A 17429-nucleotide genomic window follows, 5' to 3' on the forward strand; every position below is an offset into this window, starting at 1 on the left:
GCTACATTATTACTGTATAAATAAGCCCAATCATTATCATCAGAAATACTGGAAGAATCAATTCTTTACGGTAAAGCTTCAGCCAATCAGCCTGGAAATATTCTCTGGTTAATGATAGACAAAAGTGGACGGGTGTCAGCAAGACCCCGGCAAAGCCACACATAAAAGAAAAAGTCATAAGTGACAATTTACCGTCAAAAAGGGGCAGAATAACAGGGAAAGTAATACCCACTGCAACCATCGTCATTCCCGTCAAAAAGCCTACAATGAAAGGGAGAAAAGAAATAACTAAGTATCGGGGAATACCTGCAGTGTTAAAGAAAAGAGGCAGGCGTTCTATCATTCCTGTAGTTCCTAACATCGCCTTAAAAATCATAATACCAAAAACCATAAGAATCATCCCATACTTCCCTTTTGCCAGAGAGCGCAAAACTGTTCTAATAGAAATCTGATTGCTGATGATTGTGAACACTATTGCCACAAGGAGAGCGTATAAAACTCTTAACCTGAAAACGAGGACCAGAACCATTACCAGAATAATTGGCGATAGGTTGAAGAGAAAATTCAGGATTGCCCGGCCTTTCCCGGAAAGAGCTTCTCCCGAATGTTCAGGTCTCCATTTCAGTCTCCCTATACCCCAAATTATTCCTATAATAATTGCACTCGCTGTCAAAATGCTATTGCTTGCAATTATTCTATAAACAGGCACGCCCAGAATGCCAGCAGCAAGTATGATTCCCGGATAGAGTGGGAAAGTATACTCCCAGATATGTCTAAACCAAAAATTGAGAAAGGTCTTTCGCTCATTGGATATGCCCATCTCCTGAGTAATTTCCTTTACCACTGGAGCAGAAACGAGCGCTCCACCAAACATGGGAAGAAAACCGATCACTGCCGGGATAACGGCGATAACCCACTTTATGTCTAAAAGTATATTTTTCATGTTATTGATTATTTTCTTAAAAGTATATGCTGCACTCATAGATAGGTTGAATATAATCACAAGAAAAAGAGTAGCAGCAATCTCCAGAGTCTCCCTTGACAGGCAAGCAGCGTAAAAAGTTTTTAAAATTTCTGTTAAGCTAAACCTGTAAGCAATACCCAGAAAGAACGCCGCTACTATCATAGTCAGAGTCAGATTCAATTTACATTTGAAAAGAATCAGAATAATTGCCAGAGAAACAATCAAGATTATTAAGTCGTACATATTTACTCTTCTCCCAAAGAGACTGCAGGGGCTCAATTTATTGAGTCCGTTTCTGCGGGTTCACCCAGCCCCTACACAGGGGCGGGGTGAATCTAACCCCTACGACGCTGAAGTAATTATAATAGATTTCTCGATAAAAAATCAAATAAAAAAATCTTCCCGTTTGGGAAGATCAAATTCAACACTATAAATTAAAAATATTTTCAAAAATTATTCTTCAGAAGTTTCTTCACGCCTTTCCTGAAAATCCGCCTTATATTCGGCTTTTTCAATAAGCATGCTGAATTTATTCTCAATGGTATTATTAATCGTTACAACTTCGAATGGCTTCACAATATAGTCATCTGCTCCTTTCTCAAAAGCACGCTCAACATCTTCTAATCGGTCTAAAGCGGTAAATATGAAAATGGGAATATCTTTTGTCTTCTTATAAGACTTGAGTAACTCACAAACCCTGAAGCCACTCATCCCGGGCATAACCAGGTCTAAAAGGATAAGGTCTGGCTCAAACATCCTTGCTTTTCTAATTCCATCTATTCCATTATTAGAGGTAATCACTTCGTGTCCAAACTTCCCCAGTCTGAACTTAAGAAGTGTCAGGACGCCTTCTTCATCATCTATTACTAGTATTTTTAGCACCGTTTTTTCCATATTGTTATTATACTACGCCCATAGAAAAAAATCAAGCATAAAATTATAATCAACTGTCACTAATGTTCTTTCCAATCTGCACAATTTTGTGTCTTGATTTTTCTCCCTGAACTATTTTTATCTGGTTCTTTTTCACTTTGAATTCTTGAGAGAATAATTTAATCAAAAGTTTATTCGCCTTTCCTTTTTCCGCTGGTGCCCTCAGGTGAACTTTCCAGCAATTTTCTTCCTTTTTGATTTCGTTCTTTCTGGCATTGGGAATCACCTTGACATTTAAAATCATTCCATTACCTTTCTGCTGAATTTAAAAAGAAACTCGCAGTTATCAAGTCTTCGGAAAACCCTTTGGCGAAGGAAAATCTTCGTTGAACCGGCCTCCTTTACAACGCCGACAAAGCCCGTTAAATTCTTCATATTCTTCCTGAGATATTTCTCGATTACACAATGTATATCTGTGTTTTTCCTCTTCAGGTTCGACCTCGCCACAACCACCCTTTGGGGAGGAGTTCAAAAAGGTTGGGAGTCCTTGCGAATCGCGTAGGGGCGACCCTTGTGGTCGCCCGAGCCTTCCTATCGGGAGGACTCCAGCTTTAGGGATGACCGGAAATAAAAAATGGGCCCACTAGGATTTGAACCTAGGACTCCCTGATTATGAGTCAGGTGCTCTAACCAGCTGAGCTATGGGCCCAATTGTGTTTTTATGCTATGAGTGAATTTATTATATTAGTAAATAAATAAAACGTCAAGAAAATTTTATTCTACTTTCAGCGCCCTACCCCACCCCACCCCAAAACAGGGAGGGGATTGGAAAAGGATGCTCTGACAGTGATTAGATGAAAATTTTTGGTTTTTTGAGTCCTACGGTAATTAGTGTTTCTGTTGCAGTAGTACCTGGAATAGCCCTTATCTTATTAATCACAAGTGAGGCAAGTTCATCTGTATCTCCTACTTGCACGCTAACTACGAGGTCCCACCGGCCAAAAACAGCAATAACTTTCTGGACTCCTCTAATTTGCCTTAATGCTTCCATAACAGCTTCTTCATGTCCTGATAATAGACGGACAAAAACCAACCCAGAGACCATTGTTTCCTCCTTCTATCAACCCTCCCTTTCGGGAGGACTCCAGAGCCGATTTCATCAAAGATGCAGAGCTTTGCTCTGCAGCTACTTCCGAGAAAAAAGGTCTGCAAAATACTTCACTTTGCAAGCATGTTCGATAGAACATATCGTTACGAATGCTTCCTCGACAATCTTTCCAATAGCAATGGGTCCGTGTTCTTTTATTATCGCGCCTTTGTGGTCTTTAAGTACATTCGCTGCGTTTTGGGCAAGCTCTTTCGACCCCACTCCTCCTGTTATGATAGGAATCTCGTGTAGGAAGTATTTGCTTTCACAGTCGGAAGGGATTAACAGGTTTGTGGAGGAAATCATCGATTGCACTATGGCAAATGGAGAATGGGCATGGATTATGGCTAAAGCAGAAGTCTCTTTGTAGATTTGTCTGTGTACTATTGTTTCTGAGGAAGCTATGGTGTCGAAACTACTGGGCTTATCCAGGTTTAACTCTACTACCATATTCTCATCGATCTCGTCGAGCATACTACCGCTTCTGGTAATTATGAGTTTGTTTCCTACTCTCACGCTGATATTGCCGAAATGGGAATGGGCCAATCCACACTGAACCATCTTTTTGCCAAATTTGCTAATTTCTCTCCACATTATGACTCCTTGAAAGGCTCTTAAAGTGTCCTTGTGCAATTTGAAATTGTGCCTACAAATATTTTCAACCTAACCAATGTCTACCGGGCGACCACAGCGGGTCGCCCCTACGCGTTCAAAACCACAATACGGGCTCAATGAATTGAGCCCCTACATTTAAATGTTGAGTTGTGCCAGTTTCTCTTTTGTGGGTATGCCCTTTTCACTCCATCCCCGGAATCGATAGTATTCCAGAAGAGATGCCAGAAACTCGTCTTTCTTAATATTCCTGCCCTCCACTCCTCCATCCTCTTGGAAAAACCTTTCCGGGAGGGTGTCGTCTTTATTACTGAATTTCTCTTTCAGATTGAACAATTTCTCTATATTCCAGACTCGCTCTCCTATCTCAAGCAGTCTTTCTGAGACAAAATCTATTCCGGTCACTGCACTTAGAATATTTGCCCACTCTTCTTCTCCCACGCTGAAAAGGGCAAATTTACAAACTACCAGAGAATCGACTGCGGTGAACAGATTCTGAATAACCTGCACAAGGCCAGACTTTCCTGAGAAAGTAAGTCTGTTTACTAGTTTGGGTTTGCCGAAAATCTCTGGACCAATCATATATGCTCTCAGATGGCATCCTCCTCTATTGGAAGTGGCATATCCTAAAGCCAATCCTAAAACTCCTCTCGGGTCATAGCCGGGTAACTCGAGACCTTTAACCTGCATGCTTATATCGGGGTTTTTGTTGACTCTGGCATATCTCATCGAGCCTTCGGATAATTCTTGACCAATCTCTTTTCTCTCACCAATTAGTTCGACTAACTTTAATAATTTTTCATCTGTGAGTTGCTTTCCGTTCAGTTCCAAATAGCAGGCAATTGTGCTTCCGGCAGTAATGGTATCCATACCATAATCATTGCAGAGTCTATTTGCTTTCATTATTGTCTGAATGTTGGAAATCCTACAGGAGGAACCGAACATACTTATGGTCTCATATTCAGGTATTTCCATTTCCGTGTCCCTGACTTCACGCTTGCAGGCTATGGGACAAGCATAGCAGGGTGTCTTTTTTATGGAAAAAGTCGAGTTTATCTTCTCTCCAGAAATTTCCTCTGCAAAATCGAACCGGGAAAACCTGAAATTCCCCGTGGGAAGAATCCTCATATAGTTTATCAAATTGACCAGAACTGCTGTTCCATACTGGCTAAGACCTTTGGAAGATACGGGGCTGGCTACAAGGAGCCTGGTTATGTCCTGAAAATACTTTTTGTATCTATCCCTGTCAAAGATGGGTATTTTCTTATTTCCTTTCACTACAATTGCTTTTAAATTCTTGCTACCCATCACAGCTCCCAATCCGCCACGACCACAGGCATGGCTATAGTCGTTCATTATGTTGGCAAACCTTACTCCTTTTTCTCCCGCCTTGCCTATACAGGAAACTCTCCCGAATTTCGATAATTCCCGGGTGACTTCCCGGGTATTTTTGCCCCAGAGATGCTTTGCGTCTTTTATGGAGATTTTGCCATTATGAATCTCTATGTATACTGGTTCCTCTGCTTTCCCGAATACTACTAATCCGTCAAACCCGGCAAACTTTAATTCGGGGCCAAAGCTCCCGCCACTGTTAGAATCGAATATGGTGCCGGTTAGTGGAGATTTAGAAACAGTGGCATATCGTCCGGAAGTGGGGCAAGTAGTACCAGTGAGGGGTCCGGCAGCAAACACGAGGATATTTTCCGAAGAGAGTGGGTCGACACCAGGCTTCACTAAATCATAGACGAGTTTCACCCCTAGACCACGGCCTCCCAGGTAGTCGGCGAGGAATTCTTCGCCTAATGGAATGGGCTCTATTTTCTTTTCAGTTAAGTAAACTTTTGCTATTTTCCCGTTCCAACCAAACATCTTATCCTCCAGCAATTATCGGGAAGAGACAAAGGGTGTCCCCTTCTTGAAGGGGAGTCTCTTTTCCTTGGGTAGACTCATTGACGATAACAAGAAGAGGTTCATTCTGGGGGATCCCTATTTTGGAAAGTAGATCTTTTACGATAGAACCTTCTTCGATATCTATCTCCAGATTGTCTCTCCGGGAAAACTTACGAACACTGGCAAATAATTTTACATTTACTTTCAACAGGAATTCCAAGTTATGAGTCAAACTTTCGTTTTACACGAGATCATTAAAAATAGACCTGACCCCTTTTTCTGAAAAATAGAGTTGACCCCATTTTTTAGAAGAGGCAGTAGGGGACTGGGCAACCTCCAGCATACTCTGAATCTACACTTACGTATCCAGGTGCCTCTTCCCCTGCTTCTTTAGGGATAGGACCGAGATAGAGTACTTGTTGGGACTTGCTTCCGTACCGATATATGGTAACTCCTTTGCATCCAAGTTGATAGGCGAGTTTGTAAACTTTTCCCACTTCTTCCACTGTGGCTTCATACGGAAGATTGACTGTTTTTGATACAGCGTTGTCTGTATACTTCTGGAAAGCCGCCTGCATTCTCACATGCCATTCAGGTGAGATATCAAAAGCTGTCACGAATATCTTCCTTATCGATTGGGGAATCTTCTTCATATGTTGTATTGAACCCTTCTTTGCTATCTCCATTAGCAATTTTTTATTGTGAAATCCTTTATCCATGGCTGCTTCTTCAAACAGACTATTGGTCTCCAGAAACTGTGTGCCTTCCAAAATCCTCCTAACATAAGATATAGCAAATAGAGGTTCTATGCCACTGGAACAACCTGCAATTGTGCTTATTGTCCCTGTGGGTGCAATTGTGATTAAAGCGGAATTTCGCACCCTGACTTTTCTCTTAGCCCAGATACTTCCTTTGAAGTTTGGAAAGACTCCTCTCAGCTTTGCTAGTCTTTTCGATTTTTCTCTCGCTTCTCTGGCGATAAATTTCATAGTCTTTTCAGCAATACGGATTCCTTCTTGGGAATTATAGGGAATGCCCAGTTTAATTAGCATTTCAGCAAATCCCATAACACCCAGGCCAATTTTTCTGTTACCCTTTGTCATTTTCTCTATCTGGGGAAGTGGATATTTATTAACATCAATAACGTTATCTAGAAAATGGATGGCTGTTCTTATTATGTCCCTCAATTTTTGCCAGTTTATCTTCTTTTTTCCGACCATCTTTGATAAATTTATTGAACCTAAAACGCAGGATTCGTACGGCAACAAAGGTTCTTCACCACACGGGTTAGTGCTCTCTATTTTTCCAATATGGGGCGTGGGATTGTATTTGTTTATTCGGTCAATGAATACGAGACCTGGATCTCCTGTCTTCCAGGCTGTCGCTATTATCAAGTTAAATATATCTCTGACCCTTAATTTTCTGGTAGGTTTTCCTGTTCTGGGATTTATTAGCTCATACTCCTTGTCTGCCTCAAGCAATCTCGTAAACTTATCTGTAATGGCAACTGAGAGATTGAAATTAGTAAAGGCGCCTTCCCTGATTTTGGCTGTGATGAACTCCAGGATATCGGGGTGGTCTACTCTCAAGATTCCCATATTTGCTCCTCTTCTCCTGCCTCCCTGTTTGATTATATCTGTTGCCATATTGAATACGCTCATAAACGAAACAGGACCAGAAGCAATTCCTTTAGTTGACTTGACTAAATCTCCTTTTGGTCTCAGTTTGGAAAATGAGAATCCCGTTCCTCCACCCGACTGATGAATTAAAGCCATATTTTTTACTGCTTCAAAGATTGATTTCATAGAATCTTCAACAGGCAGGACAAAGCAAGCAGATAATTGACCCATCCTGGTCCCCGCATTGATCAAAGCAGGGCTATTGGGGATGAATTCCAGACTCGACATTACCCTGTAGAATTCTCTTTCTGTCTTTTCTGCATTAAATTTTTTCCCATAGAGATAGTCGGCACTGGCTACCTTTCTGGCTACTCTCTGGAACATTTTCTTCGGAGTTTCGATTAGATTACCCGATTCGTCTTTTAATAAGTACCTCTTCTCCAGAATTCTTATGGCATTCACCGGCAATTTCAAATCATCTTCTATACCAAAGATTCCTTTGGCTTCACGAACCTCTTTTCGCTTCTGGCGATAGAGGATGTATGCCTTTGCCACTCTGGTAAGTCCCTTTTTAATCAAAACATTCTCTACGATATCCTGTATATCCTCAACACCTGGAATCTTTCCCACAAATTTCTGCTTGACTACCTTTATGACCTGGCGGGATAGTCGTTCTGCCAGGGCCCTGTTCTTTGCCTTTACTGCAAGAATAGATTTTTCAATAGCCCTGGTAATTTTATTCTGGTCAAAATTTACTACCCTGCCATCCCTCTTGCGAATTTTCGTTACCATTATGCTCCTCTAACGGTGAAGCGGAGCTTTCGAGACTGTGTGGCAATCCTGATTTGGGTAGCCGCAGGCTTTAGCCTGCGCAATTTCCCCGTCGAGAACGCAACCTGAAGGTTGCGGCTACCAAACAAAAAATCTAATTACGACACAGCCTCTATCGCTCTGCAGCTACAACTTTTTTCCCTCCCTTTCGGGAGGACTCCAAAGTCGATTGTTGGGCAAAAAAGTACCTGTCACTTTTTCTAATTTAACTTTTTTTCAAAAAATAATCAACAAAAAAATCCCCGAGTTTAGAGAAAAATGGTTTTCCTAAAACTCAGGGATTCTATTAACCCTCCCTTTCGGGAGGACTCCAAAGTCGATTGCTGGGCAAAAAAGTAGCCTGTCCCCTTTTTTGTCACCTTTTTCCTATGGAATTATTCAACGTATTCTCTTAAATACTTACTTCTTGAGGGATGTCGCAGTTTTCTTATCGCTTTTGCCTCGATTTGTCTTACTCTTTCCCTGGTTACATTAAATATATGACCTACCTCTTCTAAAGTGCGGGGATATCCCACTCCAATTCCAAATCTCAATTTGATAATCTTTGCCTCCCGTTCAGTCAAAGTTGATAACACTTTCTCTATTTCCTTTTGGCGCAAAATATCTAAGGCGACATTGACCGGAGAAAGGGTATCGCGGTCTTCGATGAAATCTTCCAGATGGCTTTCTTCTTCTTCACCAATAGGAGTAGCTAAGGATATCGGCTCTTGCATTATCTTTAATACGGCGCGTATTCTTTCTGGTGCCATCTTCATTTCTTTAGCATATTCTTCAATGAGAGGGTCCCGTCCATATTTCTGGCGATAGCGACGAGCAATTTTGGTCAATTTACTAATAATCTCTTTCATATGTACGGGAATTCTGATGGTGCGAGCCTGGTCGGCTATTGCCCGATTTATAGATTGCCTAATCCACCAGGTTGCATAGGTGGAAAACTTAAACCCTCTCTTATATTCAAATTTGTCAACTGCTTTCATCAGGCCGATACTGCCTTCCTGAATTAAATCTAACAAAGAGAGGTTGGGGTTGATATGTTTTTTGGCAATACTTACCACCAGTCTTAAGTTTGCCTTAACCAGTTTCAGTTTACTGTCGAGAATTTCTGACTCGAGTTGAGTAACCTGATTGTACAGCTTCTTTATGGCTAAGAAGTCCATTCCCATGGTTCGCTGAAGCTGGAGGATGCGCTGAGAAATGTTTTTTAAATTCTTGTGTATTCCTTCAATCTCTTTTAAAGTTACTCCCGTTTTCTTCTTGAATTCTGAGCGGGAGATTTTCTTTGCCTTAGCTTTTCGCCAGAGCTTTTTAGCTTCAGCGAAGGGGAGTTTAAGTTTTCGCTGATAGTAATTGCTTTCCTTTTCCAGTTGTTTTAACTTTAGACCTGTCTGTTTTATTTTTGTAATTATTTTTTTAACTTTCTCTGATTTTAAGTTCAAATCGAGAATTTGTTGTAGAATTTTCTTCTTTTCCTGGCTCAATAATTTCTTGACCTTCTCTTTTGACTTGGGAGTAATTCTCTTTGCCGTTAATTTCTTCTCGTAGGCAAGGACTTTCTTCTCGCTTTTAGTAATTTCCCGAACTACCTTTTTCATCTTCTGTCTCATTCTGGCTAAAGCTGCGTTAGTCTTTCGACCTCGAGGCATTAACTCCTTAGGAGTAATCTCACGTCTCTCTAGCATCTTACCCATCTGCCTTATTTCTCTCAAAGCTATGGGGGACTCTAACGCTATCTGTTTCAGCTTCTTTTCGTTGTCTTTTATGCTCTTGGCTAAATACATCTCCTGAGGCCGACTAAGAAGAGAAACCTTGCCCATTTCGTTCAGGTACATCTTTATGGAATCGCTTGTTTCTATTTCAGTGGCGGGAGTTATGGGGACTAAGCCTCCCTTTTCCTCCTCGGCTTTCTCCGGCCGTTCAATTAGGGCAATTTTATCAACTACGTCGATTCCCAGCTCATCCAGCTTGGTAAGGATATCGTCTATTTCGTCGGAATCGATTATGCTTTCAGGAAGTTGCTCGTTTATCTCTTGATAGGTCAGTTTTCCTGTCTCTTTTCCTTGTTCAATTAACTCAGAAATTTTTTCTTTATACTCTTTCATTTTTACTTCCTTTAAGTTGCTTTCTCAGTTTTTGAAACTTTTCTATCTTCTCAGATTGTACTGGCAAGCCTCTGTCTGCCAGAGAGGCAAGTTCTTCTCTCATTTTTCTTTCTTTCTTTTCTGACTTGTGCGTTTTTACTTCATTAACCAATGCGTTGACTATCCCTGGTGAGAATTCTGCTTTTTTCTCTTCGATAGCCAATGAAGCGATAATTTGATTGATATTGGCTGAAAATTGTAAATCCTCACTGTAAATCCTATCCATAACTATTGCTGGGTCTATAGATTTCTTCTTGTCATATAATTCGTATATAACCTTCACAACCCTGGAAAGGTCGTTTATAAAGAAGTCTTCAGGTGCGACTTCTGCCCTGATTGTTTCAATTTCCTCAGGAAAATTGAGCATTACCTGCACCAGCCCCTTCTCTGCCTTGAGAACACCTTGCTGAGAAGTAGGGTCTCGAAAATCTCTGACGAGTTCCTCTCTGTAAGAGGGCTCTTGCCACTGGTAAGTCTTTCTGTTTATTCTTCCCAGCTCTAAAAGTAATGTCTCTTCATCTACGGAAATTAACCGGGATAACTTTTTAACTTCTTCTTTCTGCTCTATCAGATTCTTTATTCTGGCAATGGTGGGCAAAACCTCTTCCACTACGGCAACTTTTCCTTCAGAAGTATTCAAATCAGTAGTTTGTGAAACTAACTTAATGCGATAATCAACTAAAGAGAGTGATTGGGAAATTTCTCTTTGAAATTTTTCTGCCCCCTGAGAGCGGAGGAAATCATCAGGGTCAGTGCCTTGAGGCAATGCCACTACTTTCACTTTCAGTCCACTCCCTATCAATAGGTCTAATCCCCTTAATGCGGCCTTAACCCCGGCGGTATCAGCATCGTATACTATTACTACCTCTTCAGCATACCGCGATATTATGGAAACATGGTCTCTGGTCAAAGCAGTTCCCAGAGTGGCCACACTGTTCTCTACTCCAAATTGATGACAAGTTAGAACATCTGTATATCCCTCCAAGATTATAATCTGATTCTTTTTCTGAATAGATTCCTTAGCGAGATTGAGTGCGTAAAGAATCTTTCCTTTATAAAAAACCGCTGTCTCGGGAGAATTCAGGTATTTGGGTAATCGTTCTCCTAAAACTCTTCCACCAAATGCAATTATTCTGGACTGAACATCAGAAATCGGGAAAATAATCCGATCGAAAAGCTGGTCGCGATAATCGTTTCTCTTTTCGGAAAAAGTGATCAATCCAGCTTTTTCTAATAGCTCCTTCGAATAACCTTTATTTACAGCAGCCTCTAACAACCCCCTCCCCGAACTAGGGGCATAACCAAGTCCAAATTTGTCAATAATTTCTTCTTTCAATCCTCTCTTGTTGAGATATTCCCGTGCCTTTTGAGCGGATATGGAATTCTTTAAACACCTGTGAAAAAAGTCGGCTGCATGACGATTGATTTCAAAGAGACTCTTTCTCTCTTGAGAGACTCTGGAGGATTCCTCCCGGCTGGCTCTATCTTTGGGAAGAGAAATCCCTGCCCGCTCAGCTAACCTTTCTACAGCCTCTATAAAACTTATCTTCTCATGTTTCATCAGGAAATTGAAGACATTTCCTCCTTCTCCGCAACCGAAGCAATGAAATATCTCTTTTTGCGGTGAAACGATGAAAGAAGGTGTCTTTTCCTGATGGAATGGACAGAGCGCCTTAAAATTACTTCCTATTTTCTTTAGAGGCAAATATCCAGAAATGACCTCTACAATATTATTACTCTGCCGTATTTGGTCTATTAAGTAGCCTGGAATAGCCAAAGTATAACTCCTTCCTCTCATCCCTGGCCGTTAAGGCCCAGAATGGGCAGGCCTAACCCTCTCCTCAAAGAGGAAAGGGAACTTTCATCTTAGAAAGACTATCTCTTAACACGGTAAAAACCCGAACAAGAAATAATATTTAGAGGGCTAAACTTCTTTATAGCTTGATCTAATAGGAGGTTGAGCCCTAAAGTATCGGAGGCCATATGACCGGCAATTACCACATTTATATGGAACTTTTCTGCATTCTGGTAATGTTTATCGCTCATGTGCATTCCCACTATTGTGCCGACTCCTGAATCGCTAAGTTTCTCTAAGGCTTCCTCTGACCCTTCAGTGCCACCAGTCATATCAACGAATATCTTTCCTGCCCGCCTCTTTTCAGAACCAACTATAACCTTCGGTCCGCTGCCTCTCGCGGTAGCTTGTTTATACTCCGGTATTTCCTTTAACAGCTCAAACACCTCTTCCACTCGTTCTGGTCTCTTCTTATCTAACAATTCTTGCAGATATGTAGTTACAAAATTATCTGCTGGAGTATGCACACAAATAAAGGAAATATCGAGCAACTCTGCTGCATCTACTGCCCGGAAGTGGTTTACCGGCATCACCTTGCGGCTAACATCCTTTATCCTCTTTGCCAGAAGGTCTTCTGCTATATTTATGGGAACACCATACTTGTTCAGGATGTCTGCTTGCATACCCATAACTTCATAGAAATTGGCATAAGCACGACCTTGGGGATGGTGGGCAAGGACTAATTCAATCTTTTTCCCCTGCAATTTTAAGCGATCAGCTAAAAGCAGTTCTGGGGTCTCGATGTCAATTCCTACAAGGATGTTTTTTATTTCTTTTTTAGTGTTGTTCAATATCCTGGTATCACTATAAGGGTTACTAAGGGTTTCCTGATCAAACTCTCTTTTTTTTGCTGCTTCCATTTTTTCAAACTCTTCTTTTTTCCTTTTTATCTCCAGTTTAACCCTTTTTACCCCACGAGGGTCGCGAGAAACTCCCTCTTCTATAACGAATTTGTAAAATTCAGTAAGGTTCAATTTATCATTTCCTTTCCTGTCCTCCCCTTTAGAGCATTCATCACTACTCTTGGGGAATGGATTTTGCGCAAAGACAAATTTTTATCCGTAACCCTGTTTTCTAATGGGGGTGGTTCGAGATACGAATTTACTTCCCTCAATATAATAGCGATAAGGAAGGTTCCTACCTTCCTTTATTCCTATACGCCCCGTATTGACGATGCTGAAGTCCTTAGAAGGAATTTCCTTCTTTCTGGAAGCAATCCGGGAGATAATAAATAGTTTGTTTCCCGTTAAGTCAGCCCCGTTCATCGACCCCGTAATACCTAAAGCCTTGGTCAATTTGCCAGGGCCATTGGTAAGACGAGCTAAGGGTCCATCTATTCTTCTGTGTTTTTTCATTAGTTTTATGCCTTCCTGGGGTTCTAAGGCCCTGATCAGAACAGCCCCGCTTACGCCATCCTTTTCTGTAACAACATTAAAGCAGTAATGGTTGCCATATACGAAGTAGATATACGCTTTCCCTGCTGGCCCAAACATTATCCTGTTACGTTGGGTAATTCCCCGATAAGCATGGCTTCCGGGGTCTCTCTGTCCAAGATAGGCTTCTGTTTCTACAATTTTACCCGAAATTATACCCTCATCCATTTTATGAACGAGGGTTTTACCTAACAGTTCTTGAGCAACGATTTCTGTCTTGCGGGAATAGAATTTTTTTGACAGTTTACTTATCAATTATCTTTTTCTGTCGAAACGACTTAAAAGCTTTAGTTGCCTTCTCTTCTGTTTCCTTTTTGACTCGGCGGCCTTTCTCTTTCTGCGAACACTGGGACTTTCATAATATTCCCTTTTCTTTATTTCCGTCATAAGTCCTGCTCTTTCGCATTCGCGTTTAAATCGCCGTAAAGCTGCATCTATAGACTCATTTTCTCTAATCTTTACTTCAGTCACATCTCTTCACCGCCTTACGTGAATCCAGCCCCTACACAGGGGCTGGATGAATCAACCTGTGTTCCCCCAGATTTACATCGGGGGACGTTCTTTGCTTCGCTACCTATCAACCTGGAGGCCAGCCTAATTTTCGACCACCCAACAAGTGAAAATGTATGTGAAACACTGCCTGGCCAGCATCGGCATTGCAATTTGCTACAATACGGAAGCCACATTGGGCAATGCTCTCTTGAGAAGCCAGTTTTTGAGCAACTAAGTAAATCTCTCCTATTAAATCCTTGTCTTCTGAAGTTAAGTCCACAATTGTGGGAATGTGCTTTTTAGGCATGATTAAAAGGTGTACCGGAGCCTGGGGATTGATATCCCTGAAAGCTATAATCTTATCATCCTCATAAACGATATTTGCGGGAACCTTTTTGTTTACGATACCACAAAAGAGACACTCTTCCATTTTCCTTCCAGAGCATACTTTGCCATTGTAATTAATACAAAATATCAACCTTTGATTATACTACAGAAAAGTCAAATTGTCAAGCGAAAAATGCGATAATAACTACTATAGCTGGGAGAGTTTCTTTTTCAATAAGTTAATCATTGGGGTGGGAATGGGGTCTACAGAACTTATCAACGCTAAATAGGTGCTGACCCAATCACTAAGATATACGAGAGAATGAAGGCGAGACAGGAGAGATTTCCCGCTGGAAGTTACATGCTGGACTCCTGCTACCTTGTCTTTTAGAATACTTTCTGTTATTATGATTCTCTGTTTAATTCTTTCGTTTTCAGCACTGTCCCTCAGGAAAATTAGGTAGAATTTCTTCGTAAATTCGCTACCACTGGCCCAAACTTCAATTTCATTATGGTTCATTTCTGGCAATAGACTGAAGAAAGCCATGCTCTTGCTATTTTCATTGAATTGGTTCTTCCAGCGGACAGCACAGGCAGCCAGATGCTCAGGAGCATATATGAGTAGAAAATGCCCTTTTATTCTTTCCGACAGCTCCTTTGCTAAATTGGCCTTACTCCGGGGGTTATACTGTTTACACAAGAGTTGCAAATTCTGAATTGTCTCTCGAATCTCCTCTTCTTTAGAGCCAATTAATCCCAACCTTTCCAGAAGAGTAACCATGGGAAAAAATAAATACCCAAAAGTTGCCCGTGGTGGCATGCCTCCTATAATTTCAATTATATCGATGCCATCTTTCTGACATAGTTCTTTTAACTTTCCCCCGCTGGTAATAGCTATGATCTTTGCGGAACGAGAGAGAGCATCCTGATAGGCAGATAGAGTCTCCTCGGTATTGCCCGAATAGCTGATGGCGAAGACTAAGGTATTCTCTCCTACATACTGTGGAAGGAGATAACCCCTGTTGACTTCAATGGGAATATTTGCCTCTCTCTGGAGATAGGACTTTAACAGGTCACCACCTGCTGCTGAGCCTCCCATTCCACAGACCACCACCTGGTGGATGGAGTCGTATCTTTTCACATCAATGGGATATTTCTTGGTAATTTGCACTGCCTGTTCACATTGAACGGGAAAATCTTCCAGATATTTAAGCATTTCATTCATTTTGGGATTAACTCTCTAACGTTGAAATAAAATTATGGTAAGGCTTCGAATTTCTCTATAATTTTGTTTACTTCTTCTTCTTTTGAAGTAGCCAAAACCTGGTTGGCCAGTTCCCGAGCTGTAGTTAAGCTCGTCGAACGAACAATTTTCTTAATCTTAGGTATGGATAATGGGGACATACTGAACTCATTGAGACCCATACCAAGGAGAAGCTTTGTAAAAGAAGGGTCTGCAGCCATTTCCCCACACATTCCCACGTGCTTGCCCACTTGATGTCCAGCATCTATTATCCTTTTGATCAGTCGCAAAATGGATAGATGCAATGGTTTGTAAAGGTGCGCGACATTTTCGTTAACGCGGTCTACTGCTAAGGTATATTGGATTAAATCGTTTGTTCCAATGCTTAAGAAATCGGCTTCTCGGGCTAGAATATCTGCAATTAAAGCAGCGGAAGGAGTTTCAATCATTACTCCTACTTCTATATTTTCATCAAAAGAGATTTCCTCTTTTCTTAATTCATTCTTTACTTCTTCGAGCAACTCATTGGCATGTCTCAGTTCCTTTGCACAAGATATCATGGGATACATTATCTTCAAATTCCCTTCTACTGAGGCGCGAAGAATAGCCCTTAATTGGGTTTTAAAAACATAAGGATATCTAAAGCAGAGCCGAATTGCCCTCAAGCCCATAAAAGGATTACGCTCCGGAGAAATGCCAAATTCGCCCACAAACTTATCTGCTCCCAGGTCCATTGTCCTGATTATCACCGGATAAGGCATCATTTTTCGAGCTACAGAGGCATACTGTTGATATTGTTCTTCTTCCGATGGTAGATCGGCTCGATTTAAATAGATATACTCGGTACGGAATAATCCAATTCCTGTTGCACCGTGAGCATGAACCGAGGGAATTTCTTCCGGGACTTCAATATTTGCATGTAATTCAACGTTATGCTCATCAGCTGTGACTGCTGGAAGGTCTGTCAGTTTCTTCAATGCTTCTTCAACGTTGGAATATTTTAGCTTCTGGCGTTCATAATTCTCCACTGTCACTGAATCGGGGTCGATAATAACAATTCCTTCTATTCCGTCTATGATTATTGTGTCACCTAGCTTGACTTTTTTAGTTACATTTTTCAAACCTACTACAGCAGGAATCTCTAAAGATTGTGCCATAATCGCGGTATGCGAAGTCCTTCCTCCAATATCTGTAGCAAATCCTATCACATTCTCTTTGCGCATAGCAATCGTGTCGGCAGGAGTAAGATTATGAGCGATTACAATTACTGGCGATGGGAGAGTAGCCAGTTCTTCCCTTTCCCGGCCAAGTAGGCGCTTCAATACTCTTTTCACCACATCCAGAATGTCACGACCACGGTCCCGTAGGTATCCGTCATCGATTATATTGAAAGTCTTTGTTATTTTATCAAATACCGTCTGGAGAGCGTATTCGGCATTTACCCTTTGCTCTGTAACCATTTTTGTGACGTCATTTCGAATAATAGGGTCCTGCAAAACTAGGAGATAAGCATCAAAAAGACGTACGTGTCTCTTACCAAGTTGCTTCAAAGCTTTCTGCCTTATTCCGTCCATCTCCTCCCTTGTCTCAGCAACTGCTTTGCGAAAGCGAATAATTTCCTGTTTTATATCAGCAGGGTCAATTGTTCTCTTGGAAATATAGAATTCTTCTTCTTCGAGGAGGAAAGCTCGTCCAATCACAATACCAGGTGAAGCAGCAATTCCTTTTAACATAACCTCTACTCCTCATCAAATTTTTTTGCAAATAACTCTTCTATTTTTTTTATGGCTTCTTTTTCATCTTTTCCATTAACAATTACTGTTATCTCAGAACCGAACTCTGCTGCCAACATCATAATTCCCAAAATGCTATCTCCGTCAACTTCCTGGCCATTTTTAATTATGGCTACTTTTGATTGGAGCTTAGCGACAGTCTGGGCAAGAAGTGCCGCAGGTCTTGCATGTAGACCTAATTTATTCTTTATTTTAAAATTTTTTTCTATCAT

Annotated in this window: 17 protein-coding genes and 1 tRNA gene; all 18 read right to left on the reverse strand. The window is 41.1% G+C overall.

Annotation, left to right across the window (positions count from 1 at the left end):
- Nucleotide 1: 1 nt before the first annotated feature.
- The gene (locus VMW39_06925) at nt 2–1207 is read right to left on the reverse strand and encodes a DUF401 family protein (protein HUW23745.1); all 1206 of its coding nucleotides are present in this window, start codon (nt 1205–1207) and stop codon (nt 2–4) included.
- A 210-nt stretch (nt 1208–1417) separates the two neighbouring features.
- Entirely contained in the window at nt 1418–1846 is a 429-nt protein-coding gene (locus VMW39_06930) for a response regulator (protein HUW23746.1), read from the reverse strand.
- A gap of 61 nt (nt 1847–1907) precedes the next feature.
- Complete coding sequence (locus VMW39_06935) at nt 1908–2141, reverse strand: DUF167 domain-containing protein (GenBank protein HUW23747.1); 234 nt, start codon at nt 2139–2141, stop codon at nt 1908–1910.
- A 331-nt stretch (nt 2142–2472) separates the two neighbouring features.
- Nucleotides 2473–2546 (reverse strand) — tRNA-Ile (locus tag VMW39_06940).
- A 141-nt stretch (nt 2547–2687) separates the two neighbouring features.
- Nucleotides 2688–2942: an Lrp/AsnC ligand binding domain-containing protein gene (locus VMW39_06945; protein ID HUW23748.1), complete on the reverse strand. Its 255-nt coding sequence runs from the start codon at nt 2940–2942 to the stop codon at nt 2688–2690.
- 81 nt (nt 2943–3023) lie between these two features.
- On the reverse strand, nt 3024–3578 hold the full coding sequence (locus tag VMW39_06950) for an aldolase (GenBank protein ID HUW23749.1): 555 nt from the start codon (nt 3576–3578) through the stop codon (nt 3024–3026).
- Between the two features lie 156 nt (nt 3579–3734).
- Nucleotides 3735–5465: an aldehyde ferredoxin oxidoreductase family protein gene (locus VMW39_06955; protein HUW23750.1), complete on the reverse strand. Its 1731-nt coding sequence runs from the start codon at nt 5463–5465 to the stop codon at nt 3735–3737.
- Between the two features lies 1 nt (nt 5466).
- Nucleotides 5467–5694, reverse strand: coding sequence for a MoaD/ThiS family protein (locus VMW39_06960; protein HUW23751.1), 228 nt, complete (start codon nt 5692–5694; stop codon nt 5467–5469).
- Nucleotides 5695–5791: 97 nt separating this feature from the next.
- On the reverse strand, nt 5792–7897 hold the full coding sequence (locus VMW39_06965) for a vitamin B12-dependent ribonucleotide reductase (protein ID HUW23752.1): 2106 nt from the start codon (nt 7895–7897) through the stop codon (nt 5792–5794).
- 413 nt (nt 7898–8310) lie between these two features.
- On the reverse strand, nt 8311–10035 hold the full coding sequence (rpoD, locus tag VMW39_06970) for an RNA polymerase sigma factor RpoD (protein ID HUW23753.1): 1725 nt from the start codon (nt 10033–10035) through the stop codon (nt 8311–8313).
- Nucleotides 10022–11851: a DNA primase gene (dnaG, locus tag VMW39_06975; protein ID HUW23754.1), complete on the reverse strand. Its 1830-nt coding sequence runs from the start codon at nt 11849–11851 to the stop codon at nt 10022–10024. The genes rpoD and dnaG overlap by 14 nt, the downstream gene beginning before the upstream one ends.
- 98 nt (nt 11852–11949) lie before the next feature.
- The gene (locus VMW39_06980; GenBank protein HUW23755.1) at nt 11950–12903 is read right to left on the reverse strand and encodes an NGG1p interacting factor NIF3; all 954 of its coding nucleotides are present in this window, start codon (nt 12901–12903) and stop codon (nt 11950–11952) included.
- Between the two features lie 81 nt (nt 12904–12984).
- Nucleotides 12985–13617, reverse strand: a complete 633-nt coding sequence (locus VMW39_06985; GenBank protein HUW23756.1) for a DNA-3-methyladenine glycosylase — start codon at nt 13615–13617, stop codon at nt 12985–12987.
- Entirely contained in the window at nt 13618–13833 is a 216-nt protein-coding gene (rpsU, locus tag VMW39_06990) for a 30S ribosomal protein S21 (protein HUW23757.1), read from the reverse strand.
- 106 nt (nt 13834–13939) lie between these two features.
- Entirely contained in the window at nt 13940–14284 is a 345-nt protein-coding gene (locus VMW39_06995; GenBank protein ID HUW23758.1) for a histidine triad nucleotide-binding protein, read from the reverse strand.
- A gap of 105 nt (nt 14285–14389) precedes the next feature.
- Complete coding sequence (locus VMW39_07000; protein HUW23759.1) at nt 14390–15406, reverse strand: bifunctional phosphoglucose/phosphomannose isomerase; 1017 nt, start codon at nt 15404–15406, stop codon at nt 14390–14392.
- A gap of 32 nt (nt 15407–15438) precedes the next feature.
- Nucleotides 15439–17157: a phosphoenolpyruvate--protein phosphotransferase gene (gene ptsP / locus VMW39_07005; protein HUW23760.1), complete on the reverse strand. Its 1719-nt coding sequence runs from the start codon at nt 17155–17157 to the stop codon at nt 15439–15441.
- A gap of 5 nt (nt 17158–17162) precedes the next feature.
- Nucleotides 17163–17429 (reverse strand): HPr family phosphocarrier protein, encoded by a 267-nt coding sequence (locus VMW39_07010; protein ID HUW23761.1) that lies wholly within the window; start codon nt 17427–17429, stop codon nt 17163–17165.

The sequence above is a fragment of the bacterium genome, from assembly GCA_035530055.1.
Taxonomy (GTDB): domain Bacteria; phylum UBA6262; class WVXT01; order WVXT01; family WVXT01; genus WVXT01.